At 71.0% G+C, this 12,277-nt stretch carries 13 protein-coding genes, 5 tRNA genes and 1 other RNA gene; 8 read left to right on the top strand and 11 right to left on the bottom strand.

What is annotated here, in order from left to right:
* The first annotated feature begins 118 nt into the window (after positions 1-118).
* Both N799_RS04375 and ffs read left to right on the top strand, forming a co-directional pair.
* A tRNA-Ser gene (locus N799_RS04375) sits at positions 119-211 on the top strand.
* Positions 212-238: 27 nt separating this feature from the next.
* Positions 239-335, top strand: an RNA gene (ffs, locus tag N799_RS14620) — signal recognition particle sRNA small type.
* Positions 336-397: 62 nt separating this feature from the next.
* Here the strand turns inward: ffs and N799_RS04380 are convergent.
* Positions 398-1,159 (bottom strand): MBL fold metallo-hydrolase, encoded by a 762-nt coding sequence (locus tag N799_RS04380; RefSeq protein WP_036208446.1) that lies wholly within the window; start codon positions 1,157-1,159, stop codon positions 398-400.
* 1 nt (position 1,160) lies between these two features.
* Positions 1,161-1,910 (bottom strand): 3-deoxy-D-manno-octulosonic acid kinase, encoded by a 750-nt coding sequence (locus N799_RS04385; protein ID WP_036208571.1) that lies wholly within the window; start codon positions 1,908-1,910, stop codon positions 1,161-1,163.
* Between the two features lie 22 nt (positions 1,911-1,932).
* On the opposite strand from N799_RS04385, the gene N799_RS04390 reads away from it, so the two are divergent.
* Entirely contained in the window at positions 1,933-2,997 is a 1,065-nt protein-coding gene (locus tag N799_RS04390) for a glycosyltransferase family 9 protein (RefSeq protein WP_152597814.1), read from the top strand.
* A gap of 15 nt (positions 2,998-3,012) precedes the next feature.
* Here the strand turns inward: N799_RS04390 and N799_RS04395 are convergent, their stop codons facing one another.
* On the bottom strand, positions 3,013-3,420 hold the full coding sequence (locus tag N799_RS04395; protein WP_036208448.1) for a DUF6165 family protein: 408 nt from the start codon (positions 3,418-3,420) through the stop codon (positions 3,013-3,015).
* Between the two features lie 114 nt (positions 3,421-3,534).
* Here N799_RS04395 and N799_RS04400 point away from each other — a divergent pair.
* Positions 3,535-3,625, top strand: a tRNA-Ser gene (locus N799_RS04400).
* A gap of 164 nt (positions 3,626-3,789) precedes the next feature.
* Entirely contained in the window at positions 3,790-4,494 is a 705-nt protein-coding gene (locus N799_RS04405) for a Stp1/IreP family PP2C-type Ser/Thr phosphatase (RefSeq protein WP_036208450.1), read from the top strand.
* Positions 4,495-4,534: 40 nt separating this feature from the next.
* Here N799_RS04405 and dnaQ read toward each other — a convergent pair whose 3' ends face one another.
* Genes dnaQ through N799_RS04420 form a run of 3 tightly spaced genes read right to left on the bottom strand, consistent with a single transcriptional unit; the run spans position 4,535 to position 6,492 of the window.
* Positions 4,535-5,269 carry a DNA polymerase III subunit epsilon gene (gene dnaQ, locus N799_RS04410; RefSeq protein WP_036208452.1) on the bottom strand — a complete coding sequence of 245 codons (735 nt, stop codon included), beginning with the start codon at positions 5,267-5,269 and terminating at the stop codon, positions 4,535-4,537.
* 39 nt (positions 5,270-5,308) lie between these two features.
* Positions 5,309-5,779, bottom strand: a complete 471-nt coding sequence (gene rnhA / locus N799_RS04415) for a ribonuclease HI (RefSeq protein WP_036208453.1) — start codon at positions 5,777-5,779, stop codon at positions 5,309-5,311.
* Positions 5,776-6,492, bottom strand: coding sequence for a methyltransferase domain-containing protein (locus N799_RS04420; RefSeq protein WP_052101208.1), 717 nt, complete (start codon positions 6,490-6,492; stop codon positions 5,776-5,778). The genes rnhA and N799_RS04420 overlap by 4 nt, the downstream gene beginning before the upstream one ends.
* A gap of 73 nt (positions 6,493-6,565) precedes the next feature.
* Between N799_RS04420 and gloB the strand changes: the two genes are divergently transcribed.
* The 3 genes from gloB to N799_RS04435 all read left to right on the top strand — a co-directional run bounded on the left by gloB (position 6,566) and on the right by N799_RS04435 (position 9,288).
* A complete protein-coding gene (gene gloB / locus N799_RS04425) occupies positions 6,566-7,342 on the top strand; it encodes a hydroxyacylglutathione hydrolase (protein WP_036208456.1) in 777 nt (258 codons plus the stop codon).
* A complete protein-coding gene (locus N799_RS04430) occupies positions 7,339-8,403 on the top strand; it encodes a lytic transglycosylase domain-containing protein (RefSeq protein WP_081974690.1) in 1,065 nt (354 codons plus the stop codon). Before gloB ends, N799_RS04430 begins: the two co-directional genes overlap by 4 nt.
* Positions 8,404-8,493: 90 nt before the next feature.
* Entirely contained in the window at positions 8,494-9,288 is a 795-nt protein-coding gene (locus N799_RS04435; protein WP_036208460.1) for an enoyl-ACP reductase FabI, read from the top strand.
* A gap of 80 nt (positions 9,289-9,368) precedes the next feature.
* On the opposite strand, the gene N799_RS04440 is transcribed toward N799_RS04435, so the two are convergent.
* The 5 genes from N799_RS04440 to N799_RS04460 all read right to left on the bottom strand — a co-directional run bounded on the left by N799_RS04440 (position 9,369) and on the right by N799_RS04460 (position 12,166).
* Complete coding sequence (locus tag N799_RS04440) at positions 9,369-11,351, bottom strand: peptidyl-prolyl cis-trans isomerase (RefSeq protein WP_036208463.1); 1,983 nt, start codon at positions 11,349-11,351, stop codon at positions 9,369-9,371.
* 110 nt (positions 11,352-11,461) lie between these two features.
* A tRNA-Asp gene (locus N799_RS04445) sits at positions 11,462-11,538 on the bottom strand.
* A gap of 124 nt (positions 11,539-11,662) precedes the next feature.
* A tRNA-Asp gene (locus N799_RS04450) sits at positions 11,663-11,739 on the bottom strand.
* A 33-nt stretch (positions 11,740-11,772) separates the two neighbouring features.
* Positions 11,773-11,847 (bottom strand) — tRNA-Val (locus N799_RS04455).
* A gap of 46 nt (positions 11,848-11,893) precedes the next feature.
* Positions 11,894-12,166 carry an HU family DNA-binding protein gene (locus N799_RS04460; protein ID WP_036208465.1) on the bottom strand — a complete coding sequence of 91 codons (273 nt, stop codon included), beginning with the start codon at positions 12,164-12,166 and terminating at the stop codon, positions 11,894-11,896.
* Positions 12,167-12,277 lie beyond the last annotated feature (111 nt).

The raw sequence follows: 12,277 nt of genomic DNA on the forward strand, positions 1-12,277 counted from the left end.
GGGGCCGCCACGTATCCGCGACCGCGGCGTCGCCCTTGTCCACAGCCCCCGCGACCGCTAGAATTTGCGGCCCTGTTGGCGGCCGGATGCCGCGCTCGGGGTTGCGTGACCCAGGTGCGGAGAGGTGTCCGAGTGGTTGAAGGAGCACGCCTGGAAAGTGTGTAAGCGTCTAAACCGCGCTTCGGGGGTTCGAATCCCCCTCTCTCCGCCAGATTCACCGCAAGATTCCATGGTGGCCCCGTCGGCCCCTCGCGACGCTAGGTCGAAAACCCCGCCAGGGCCGGAAGGCAGCAACGGTATCGACTGACGCGGGTGCCGAGGCCAGCCGGCGGGGTCATCGCCATTTCGGGCGCCGCCCGCACCTACGTCTGCGCCGAGCCACGCCGTGTCGCACCGCTCAGCGGCCGGTACCGACCTGCATCGAGGTCGTCGCGCGCAACTCGACCCTCTCGCCCGGCCGGCCGATCCGGTAGCCGCGCGCTTCCAACTGCCGCCCTTCTTCCTCGCTGGCGTAGTGGTATAGCAGGCAGCGCGCGAGCAGTTCGCGCGGGTACTCGTGCTCCAGGTCCTCGATGCCGCTGTGCGACGGGTTGCCGTGCAGCGCGCAGTCGTGCGCGACCAGTTCGCCGTCGTCGGCAACGCGGGCCAACACCTCGGGGATCGGCCGGGTGTCGCCGGTCCACACCACGCTGCCGCGCAGGCGCAGGCCGAACGAGGTGTCGGGCCAGTGGTGGCGGGTCGGGAACACCTCCAGCCGCACGCCGTCGTGCCAGAACGCATCGCCGACCGGGATCACCTGGAACGCGTCCCAGAAGTTGGCGCCGCCCTCGGCCAGCGGATTCGGGTAGTCGCCGACACGCTGGTGCAGCAGCGGCACCAGCTTGGCGGGTACGTACAGGCTCACCCGCCCGCGGCGGGACTCGTCGAAGTAGCTCTCGACGAACAGCCGCTCGAAACCGGCGACGTGGTCCAGGTGGGTGTGGGTGATGAACAGCGCGCGCGGCGCCTCGCCGTATTCGCGCAGGCAGGCGGTCAGGCCCTCGCCGCCGCAGTCGATGGTCAGCCACGGCCGGCCGTCGCGCTCGAGCGTCGCCATCGCCGAGCCAAGCTCGACCGCCGACGCGTTGCCGACCCCGTGCAGTCGCAATGCCCACGCCATCTCAGACGCCCCTCGCCCAGACGCGGTCGTAGGCGTCGCGCAGCCGCGCGAAATCGCGCTCGACCGCCTCGACCGTACGCTCGCCGCGCAGCTTCAGCAGTGAGCGCTTCAACCGCACGAGGTTGCGCTCGCGCCAGCCGGTCGCGGGGATGCGCAGCCGGCCGCGGTCCAGGTCGATCACCCAGCCACGCCCGGTCGGGTCGAACATCAGGTTGTGGGCGTTGAGGTCGGCGTGGTCCAGCCCGGCACGGTGGGCGCGCGCGACCAGCCGGCCGGCCTCCTCCCACGGCGCGCCATCGCCGGCGACCGCGGCGCGGTCGGCCAAGGTGCGGACGCCAGGCAGCCGCTCGATCAGGATCGCCGCGCGGTAGTGCGCGCCCTCGCGCCGGTAGTACGCGGCGATCGGCGCCGGCACCGGCACGCCCTTCGCGGCGGCGGCGCGGGTCAGGCGGAACTCGGCGAAGCTTCGGGTGCGCGTCGCCCCGTGCCACAGGTAACGGTCGTGGTTGAAATGCGCCACGAGGCCGCCGCGCAGGTAGCGCCGCAACACCGCCTCGCCGAAGTCGGCATCGATGAACCAGGCGCCGCCGCGGCCGCCGCTGGCCACCGGGCGCGCGCGGTCTTCCCACCACGCAGGCGAAAACCACTCCGGCTCGACTTGCCGCACCCGAGTCTGGTCGAACAGAATCGCGCCGAACCCGCTGTCGTCGCGGAACGGCGTCAGTCCTTCAGCGGCGTCATACCCCGTCATCCGCCGGAGCATAGCAATTCACATCCCGCCCGCACCTGCTTCCATCTGCCTGCTGCGGCTTTCCGCGCTGGGCGACGTGACCCACGTGGTGCCGCTGGTGCGCACCCTGCGCGCGGCATGGCCCGACGTGCCGCTGACCTGGGTCATCGGCAAGGGCGAACACCGCCTGCTGCAGGGGCTGGAAGGGGTGGAGTTCGTCGAATACGACAAGAAGTCCGGGCTGGCCGGCATGCGGGCGTTGCGTCGCGAACTGCGCGCGCGGCACGGGCGGTTCGACGTGCTGCTGCAGATGCAGGTGTCGGCGCGTGCCAACCTGCTGTCGGCATTCATCCCGGCGCGGCTGCGGGTGGGCTACGACCGCAGCCGCTCGAAGGATGGCCACGGGCTCTTCATCAACCGGCGGATCGCCGACCGCCCGGGCATCCACGTGCTCGACGCGATCGGCAGCTTCAGCGAGCCGCTCGGCCTGCGGCAGGAGCACGTGCGCTGGGACCTGCCGGTGCCGGACGACGCCCGCGCCTGGGCCGCGGCGCAGTGGCCCGCCGACGGCGCTCCGGTGCTGATGATCTCGCCGTGTTCCAGCCACGTCCGCCGCAACTGGATGGCCGACCGCTACGCCGCGGTGGCCGACCACGCCGCCGACCGGGGCTGGCGCGTGGTGCTGTGTGGCGGCCGCAGCCAGCTGGAGCGCGACACCGCCGACGCGATCATCGCCGCGATGCGCGGACCGGTGCTCGACCTGGTCGGCAAGGACACGCTCAAGCAGTTGCCGGCGCTGCTGGAACGCGCCGACCTGGTGATGACGCCGGACTCCGGCCCGATGCACATCGCCAACGCGATGGGCAGCAAGGTGCTGGGGCTGCACGCGGCCAGCAACCCGGCCCGCAGCGGCCCGTACTCGGACCGCCGCTACTGCGTCGACCGCTACGACGACGCCGCCCGCCGCTACCTCGGCAAGCCCGCGGCGGAACTCGCCTGGGGCACCAAGATCGAGCACGACGGGGTGATGGAACTGGTCACGGTCGACGACGCCGTCGCCGCGTTCGAGCGCTACCGCGCGGACCACCCCGCACGGCCACCGGCCTAGCGCCGGCGCTGCGCGTCAGGGCGCGTCGCCACCGGTGTAGTCCTCGTACGACTTCTCCTCGACGTACGCCGAGCCAAGCGCGGTGTTGATCTCGCGCTTGAGGCGGGCGCGCTCGTCGTTCTGGAAGTACACGCTGCGGGCGAGCTTGACGAAGCCCTCGTCGAAGGCCTGGGCCTTCTCCTTGAGCCGGATGTCGTCCTCGATGTCCCACAGCCGCTCGTTGACGGCCTTCAGGTCCGCACGCAGGCGGACGATGTCGGTGCCGGCGGCCGGGTGCGCCAGCCAGGTCTTCTCCAGCGCGGAGAGTTCGTTGCGGACGTTGGCCAGCTTGGCCGGATCGCTCATGCGCTCGGACTTGATCTGCAGGATCGCGATCTTGTCGAGCAGTTCGCCAAAGGACACCGGGACCAGGATTTCGGACATGACGCCGCCGTTCAGCCAAAGGGGGTGGGCAGTGTACCGCCGCGGCGACGGCGTGCGTCCGGGATATTGCCGGGGCGGCCGGTCACCCGTATCATTCCCGGCTCGACTGCAACCGGAGAGGTGGCAGAGCGGTTGAATGTACCTGATTCGAAATCAGGCGTACGTTAATAGCGTACCGGGGGTTCGAATCCCCCCCTCTCCGCCAGATCGCAAGGGCTGCTCCGGCAGCCCTTTTTTCGCCCGGTGCTTTCGCCGCACCCCGCCGGCCGCGACGCGACGCCGCGCGCGCCTTGCCTCGCGGCCGCACGGCCCCGATGATTCCGTTCTACGCATTGGAAGAGCCGACGCCGCGACAGGCATGACCGACCCATGATCGAATTCGGACACCTGACGCACGTCGGCCTGCGCCGCGAGCTCAACGAGGACAGCTATTACGGCGACAGCGAACTCGGGCTGTGGCTGGTGGCCGACGGCATGGGCGGCCACGAGTACGGCGAAGTGGCCAGCGCGCTGGCACGCGAGACGATCGTCCGCGAGGTCCGCGACGGCACCCCGCTGGCGCAGGCGATCCGGATCGCCGACGAGGAGATCATGCGCACCTCGCGCCGCCGCCACGACGCGCTGCCGATGGGCACGACCGTGGTCGCCGCGCGGATCAGCGGCAACCGCTTCGAGGTCGCCTGGGTCGGCGACAGCCGCATCTACCTGTGGCGCGACGGCCAGCTGGCGCAGCTGTCGCAGGACCACAGCTACGTGCAGGAGCTGATCGCCAATGGCGCGATCACCCACGAACAGGCGCGCAGCCACCCGCACCGCAACGTGGTCACCCAGGCACTGGGCGTGACCGACCCGCGCAACCTCAACGTCGAGACCATGACCGGCGAGTTGCGCCCCGGCATGCAGCTGCTGCTGTGCAGCGACGGCCTGACCGAGGAGGTCGACGACCGCAGCATCGCGCGGGTGCTGGAGCACGACGACTGCAGCGCGCAGGAGTGCGTCGACCGGCTGGTGGCGGCGGCACTCGATGGTGGCGGCTCCGACAACATCACCGTGGTGCTGGTGCGCCGTCACTGAGCGACACTCCGGCGGGCACTGACCACCCCGCCGCGGCGCCTCAGCCTGCGACCGCCTCCGCTTCGCCGTCCGCGAAGGCACGGTCCCACAGCGCCACGCCGGCCTTTTTGCGCAGCGTCGCCAGGCGTGCCTCGTGCGCCGCCAGGTCGGCCGCTTCCACCTCGACCCGCGGCCGCGGACGACTGGTGTCGAGCTTGAAGCGCGGCACCGCGACTTCCTCGACCTGCGCCTCGGCGGCGTCGAAGCCGATCTCCTCCTGGCCCGAGGTCAGGCCGATGTAGACCTCGGCCAGCAACTGGGCGTCGAGCAGCGCGCCGTGCAATTGGCGGTGGGCGTTGTCGACGCCGAGCCGGCGGCACAGGGCGTCCAGCGAGTTGCGCTGGCCCGGGAAGCGCTGGCGCGCCAGCAACAGCGAGTCCTCCACCCGGCAGCGGTCGCCGAGACAGCCGTACTGCGCGCCCGCCATCCGCAGCTCGTTGTCGAGGAAGCCGACGTCGAACGCGGCGTTGTGGATCACCAGCTCGGCGCCGTCGATGAACTCGAGGAACTCGTCGACCACCTCGGCGAAGCGCGGCTTGTCGGCGAGGAACTCCAGCGTCAGCCCGGTGACCTCCTGCGCGCCCTGCTCGAACTCGCGGTCCGGGTTGAGGTAACGGTGGAAGGTCCGCCCGGTCGGCCGGCGCTCGACGAACTCGACGCAGCCGATCTCGACCACGCGGTTGCCGCGCTCCCAGCTCAGGCCGGTGGTTTCGGTATCGAGGATGACCTGGCGCATGGCGGTCAGTGTAAGCGAGCGCGGCGCAGCGGCTGCGACTCAGCGCGCATGGACCGCGGCGGCGGTGCGCAGCTTGATCGCCTCGTCGCGCGCGAGCACGTCGACGCGCTCGTTGTCGGGGTTGCCGGAGTGGCCCTTCACCCAGCGCCAGTCGACCGCGTGGCGCTGCGCGGCCGCGTGCAGGCGCTCCCACAGGTCGCGGTTCTTGACCGGCTCGCCGGCGGCGGTCTTCCAGCCGCGACGCAGCCAGTTGGCCATCCACGTGGTGATGCCCTGGCGCACGTACTGGGAGTCGGTGTGCAGGACCACCTCGCATGGCGCGGTCAGCGCCTCAAGCGCGGCGATCGCCGCCATCAGCTCCATCCGGTTGTTGGTGGTGTCGACTTCGCCGCCGACCAGTTCGCGCTCGCGTTCGCCGTAACGCAGCAGCGCGGCCCAGCCGCCGGGTCCGGGATTGCCGAGGCAGGCGCCGTCGGTGTGGATCTCGACCTGTTTTTTCGCATTCGTCATCCGCGCATTATCGGCGTTGCCGGCTGGCGGTGCGCGTCGGCGTGGGCCGGGTTCCGCCCGGCCTGCCAGCGCAGGCGCTGCAGGCGCGCGGGCGGCACCACGGCGCGCTCGCGCTTGTTGACCGTCAGCGCGAAGCTCGCGCGCAGGCGGTCGGTCGCGCCGACGCCGGCACCGCCTGAACCCTCGCGCCAGTGCGAGCCGATCCACTGCAGGCTGACCGCACCGGCCGGGAAACCGGAGCGCCGCAGCGCCGCCTGCCAATGGCCCGGGTCGCGCGCACGCAGGCCGCTGCGGGCCCAGCGCAACCGGTACGGCGTCCACGGGTTGAGCGCGGCCAGCCACAACGTGCCGCCGGGCGCGAGGATGCGGGCGCATTCGCCCAGCAATTCGTCGGGCGCCGCGGCGTCGTCGAGCACGTGCTGCAGCAGTACCGCGCCGAACGCCTCGCTGGCCAGCGGCAACGGCAACCGGCAGTGCAGTGAGCCGTTCCACCGGTCGGGGCCGTGCCGCAGCAGCAGTCCGCGCGCGCCCGCGTTCGGCAGCGGCGCGGCATCGACGCCGAGCCAGATCCGCGGCAGCGCCGGGCAGCCACTGATGACCCGCTGCACCGCGCGCGCCTCGTCGTCGAGCAGACGCTGGCCGGCCACGCCGGCGAACCAGTCGAAGGGCGAGCCGGTGGGCCCGGTTTGACGATCGGACAGGGTCAGGGGCATGGTCGCGAAGCCTCGCCACCGATGGCGACCCGGCCATTCTGCGCCAGACCCGGCGCGCCCCCAAGGAGCCGCCATGCAACTGCAAGCCTTGCCCGCGCTGGCCGACAACTACATCTGGTTGCTGCGCACCGGCGACGGCGCGCTGGTGGTCGACCCCGGTGACGCGGCGCCGGTGCTGGCGGCGGCCGATGCCGGAGGGTTCGCGGTCGACGCGGTCCTGCTGACCCACCACCATCACGACCACGTCGGTGGCACTGCTCAACTGCACGCGCGCTGGCCCGGGCTGGAGGTCCACGGCCCGCACGACACGCGTATCACGACCACGACCCGCCGGGTCGGCAACGGCGATACCGTCCGTGCCGCCGGCCTCGCTTTCGACGTGATCGAGGTCCCGGGCCACACCACCAGCCACATCGCGTTTTTCCACGAGGCGGGCGCGGAAAGCCTGCTGTTCTGCGGCGACACCCTGTTCAGCCTCGGTTGCGGCCGTCTTTTCGAGGGTAGCGCGGCGCAGATGCACGATTCACTATCGCGCCTGGCCGCCCTGCCGGGCCCCACCCGGGTCTGCTGCGGCCACGAATACACGTTGTCCAACGCCGCCTTCGCGCGCGTGGTCGACCCCGACAACCCGGCGCTGCGGCGCCGAACCGAAGAGGCCAAGGCCATGCGCGACGACGCCCGCCCCACCCTGCCCGGCACGCTTGCCGAAGAACTCGCGTGCAATCCGTTCCTGCGTTGCGACCAGCCGGCCGTGGTCGCCGCGGTCGAGCGCCACGCCGGCCAGCCGCTCGCCGACGCGACGGCGGTGTTCGCCGGGCTGCGTCGCTGGAAGGACGGGTTCGCCGGATGACCCGGCGCACACGCGGGTTCCCGTTGGCGGCCGCATGCGCGTTGGCGATGTTGCTGCCGGTGGCGGCGGCCAGCGATGCCCCGGCAGGCGCCACCGCCAGCAGCACCGCCCCCGGCAGCGCCGTCATCGAAACGCCGCCGCAGCCCCGCAACGGCCACGACATCTACCGCCAGTTCCGCGAAGGCCTCTCCGGCCCCGCCTGCACCGCCGGCGTGAGCGAGCGCTGGCGCAAGCACTTCGCCGGCGCGCCGGGCCGCCTCGCCGAAGCCGACGAGGGCACCCTCGCCCTGTTCGGCTACGTCGTCGACGCCCTGCAGGAGGCCAGCCTGCCGACCGAGTACGCGCTGATCCCGTTCGTCGAAAGCGGCTACAAGCCCGACGCCCGCAGCCCGCTCGGCCCGACCGGGCTGTGGCAGATGATCAAGCTCACCGCGCGCGCCCAGAAGGTGCCGATCCGCAGCGGCTACGACGGCCGCCTGTCGCCGATCGACTCGACCCGCGCCGCGGTGCGCTACCTCAAGACCCTGCACGGCATGTTCGCCGGCGACTGGCGCCTGGCGGCAATGGCCTACAACGCCGGCGAGTACCGGATCCTCGGTGCGCTCCGGAAGGCCGGCCAGGTCGCGCGCGACGCCCGACCGGAGGAGTTGCCGGGCGTCTCCGGCATCACCCACGCCTACGTGCGCAAGCTGCAGGCGCTGGCCTGTTTGCTTGAGGAAGCCGAGGATGGCGAACAGTGGATGCGAGCGCTCGACCGGCCGGTGCCGCGGCTGGTGCCGGTCGACGTGGCACCCGACGTCACCCGCGTCGAAGGCTGGGCGCAGGCCAACGGCCGCGACCCCAGGCACCTGCGACGGCTGAACCCCGCCTTCGTCGCCGGCCGTATCCGCCACGACGGCAACATGGTCCGGCTGCTGGTGCCCACGCCGGCGTACGCGGCGCTGGAACCGGTGGACGCTCAAGGGCAAGGCACCGGCGACGCCCCGGCCGCCGTCGCCCAGACGCGGGGCCCGGCCCCCGTCGCCGACGATCCGCGGGGGCGCGGCGCCGGCAGCGACTGACGGCCGCCGCGGCCCATCGATCCCTCGCCGGGTGGTTAAACTAGCGGATTGCCGGCCACGCCCGGCCGCAACGAGCATCGAGGAGCAACCATGGGTTTCCTGCAAGGCAAGCGCGCACTCATCACCGGCATCGCCAGCGACCGCTCGATCGCCAGCGGCATCGCCGAGGCCATGCACCGCCAGGGCGCGGAACTGGCCTTCACCTACCTCAACGACAAGCTGCGCCCGCGGGTCGAGAAGGCCGCGGCCGCGCTGGGCAGCGACATCGTTCTGCCGCTGGACGTCTCCAGCGACGAGCAGATCAACGCCTGCTTCGAGCAGCTCGGCCAGCGCTGGGACGGCTTCGACATCCTCGTCCACGCGATCGCCTACGCCCCGCGCGAGGCGATCGAGGGCGAATTCCTCGATGGACTGACCCGCGAGAACTGGAACACCGCGCACGAGATCTCGGCGTTCTCGCTGGCGGCGATGGCCAAGGCCGCGCGCCCGCTGATGAAGGACCGCAACGGCTCGATCCTGACCCTGAGCTACCTCGGTGCCGAGCGCGCGCTGCAGAACTACAACGTGATGGGCGTGGCCAAGGCCAGCCTCGAGGCGACGGTTCGCTACCTCGCGCTCAACCTCGGTCCGGAGGGCACCCGCGTCAACGCGATCTCGGCCGGCCCGATCAAGACCCTGTCGGCCGCGGGCATCGCCAACTTCCGCAAGATGCTCGGCCACTTCGAGCAGTACGCGCCGCTGCGCCGCAGCGTGACGATCGAGGACGTCGGCAACACCGCCGCGTTCCTGTGCTCGGACCTGGCCGCCGGCATCACCGGCGAGGTCACCTACGTCGACTCGGGCTACAACATCCTCGGCATGACCGGCATCGGCGACGAGGACTGAGCGGCAGTCAACCTCCGCCCACGAAAAAGCCCGGCGCGAAGCCGGGCTTTTTCGTGTCCGGGGCGAATCCGGTCGGTGGATCAGAGGTTCGCCTCGACCACTTCGATCTTCATCCCCGCGCGCAGCGCCGACACCAGCGCCTGCACGTCGTTCATGCCGGCGAACTGGGCGATCTGCCCCGCCAGCATCTCGCGCTGGGCGGCCGGCACCTCGGCGACGTCGCCCGGCACCACCTTCTCCACCGCGAACAGCACGATGGTGCCGTCGTCGAGGATCCGCACGCCGTGGGCCGGCTTGCCGTCGGCGGCGGGCCGGGTGGCGAAGATCGCCTGCGACACCGACTCGTCGATCAGCGGTGCGCCGCGCGGCACGCCGGGCACCGACTGCGGCGCCGGCAGCGATTCGGCCTCCGCCAGTGCCGCCAGGGTGGTGCCGCCGTCGAGCTTCGCCAGCAGCGCGTCGGCGCGCTCGCGGGCGGCCGTGCGGGCGCGGTCGGAACGCAGGTCGGCCACCACCTGCTCGCGGACCTCGGCCAGCGGCCGCGCGGCGGCCGGCAAGTGCTCGGTGACGCGGATCCAGGCGGTGCGGCCCGGCGCGATCTCGATCGGGTCACTGACGGTCCCGTCCTCGATCAGCACATCGGAGAACGCCGCCTGCCGCAGTGCCGGATTGGCCGCCAGCCCGTCGCTCGCATCGCGCGGGAACGGCCCGAGTTTCTGCACCTGCACCCCTGCGACCTCGGCCGCCGGCGCCAGCGCACCCGGGTTGGCGAGGACCGCGTCGACCACCTGCGAGGAGATGTCGTTGAACGCCTGCTCACGGTCGGCCTCGGCCTGCTCGGCGGCAAGGGTCTCGCGCACCTGCTCGAACGACTCGCTCGCGCCGGCCTTGACCTCGCGCAGCTGGATCACGTGCCAGCCGAAGTCGCTCTTGACCGGTTCGCTGACCTGCCCCGGCTCGAGCGCGAACAGCGCCTCGGAGAACGGGCCGGGCATCATGTCGCGGCTGATCCAGCCGAGGTCGCCGCCGGCGGTGCTGGAACCGGTGTCGTCGCTGTACTCGGCCGCCAGCGCCGCGAAGTCCGCGCCCTCGGCGCGCGCCAGCCCCGCGACCTTCGCCGCTTCGGCCTGGGCCGCCTGCTGCGCGGCGGCATCGGCGTCGGCCGGCACCTCGATCAGGATGTGCGAGGCCAGCCGCTGCTCCTGCGACGCGAACTTGTCCTGCTCCTCCTGATAGCGCGCGCGCAGGGTCGCCTCGTCGGCCGGCTGCGGCGCCGGCAGCGCCGACATGTCCAGCTCGATGTACTCGATCGCGACGCGCTCGGGCGCCCGGTAGTCCTCGAGGTGGGCTTCGTACCAGGCCTGCACCTCGGCAGCGGCCGGCGCGGCCGCGGGATCGGTCGCCGGCGGCGGGACCACCATCAGGCTGACATCGCGGCGCTCGCCCATCAGGCGGATCAGGCGGTCGAGTTCGGCGTCGGTGACGAAGTTGCTGTTGGCGATCGCGGTCGACACCAGGCTCTGCTGCAGGCCCTCGCGCACCAGCTGGTCGAACTGCGCCGGGCTCTGCGCCGGCACCTGCGAGGCGAGCGCGAGCTGGTAGCGCTGCGGGTCGAAACGGCCGTCGACCTGGAACGCGGGGATCGCCTGGATCGCATCGCGCACCATCGCGTCGCTGACCACGACGCCGGCCTGCTCGGCCGCCATCGCCTGCACGCGCTGGTCGATGAGCGTCTCCAGCACCAGGCGCTTGTTCTCCACGCTCTCGAACTCGCGCGCGTCAAACGCGTCGCCCAGTTCGGCGCGTTGCTGCTGGCGCACCTGCTCGAAGCGCTGGCGGAACTCGTCGACGTTGATCTCTTCGTGGCGCCAGAACACCGACACCGGCCAGAACGACGGCGCGCCCGCCCACCAGGTCGGTGGCGCCTGGATCGTCGCCACCGTGGTGTTGCTGCGCTGGACCATGTACTGCTCAAGCCCGAAGAAGGCGAACGGAACGATCAGCAGCCCGAGGATCACCGTGGCGATCCATCCGGAGGTCTTGTCGCGGAGTTTCTGCAGCATGGGAACGGTCAGTCGTCAGGCGGAAGCCGCACAGTCTAGCGCGGTTGCCGGGTCGGCTGGCTGGACCATAAAAAAAGGCGCCGTTTCCGGCGCCTTGGACAACTCGACGATGGCGGAGCGGACGGGACTCGAACCCGCGACCTCCGGCGTGACAGGCCAGCATTCTAACCAACTGAACTACCGCTCCACGTCGTGCAACCATGTTGCCGGCGGCGCTGCAAGGCAGCAACCGCGGCGGCAACGAGCCATGCGAAAAACGACGGCTCTCATAAAAAGAGAAGCGCCGGACGGATCCGGCGCTTCGGTGTTACTGGCGGAGTGGACGGGACTCGAACCCGCGACCTCCGGCGTGACAGGCCAGCATTCTAACCAACTGAACTACCACTCCGCACTTCGAACACTTTGGAACGTTACCCGGTGCTGGTGGGTGCTGAGGGTTTCGAACCCCCGACCCTCTCCGTGTAAAGGAGACGCTCTACCACTGAGCTAAGCACCCTGTATCACAGGACCGGCGCGATGTTCAGCGTCGGCGGGTGAGCTGCTTAGTTTACAGCGTCCTTCAGGGCTTTGCCAGCCTTGAACGCAGGATTCTTCGACGCCTTGATCTTGATGGTCTCGCCGGTCTTCGGGTTGCGGCCCTGGCGGGCGGCGCGCTTGCGGACCTCGAAGGTGCCGAAGCCGACCAGCGTCACGGTGTCGCCCTTCTTCAGTGCCTTGGTGATGACACTCACCATCGCGTCGACGGCACCGGCGGCATCGGTCTTGGACAGCTCTGCAGCGTCGGCGACGGCGCTAACAAACTCACCCTTGTTCATTCGTGTGGACTCCCTGTGCGGATTGGTACCGCGGTGTGCTGAGAATCGAAGTGCCACCGCGCACGGTGGACCTTCGACCGACTTTGCCGCATCTGCAACCTACCCCCCGGC

The organism is Lysobacter arseniciresistens ZS79, assembly GCF_000768335.1.
Lineage (GTDB): Bacteria > Pseudomonadota > Gammaproteobacteria > Xanthomonadales > Xanthomonadaceae > Novilysobacter > Novilysobacter arseniciresistens.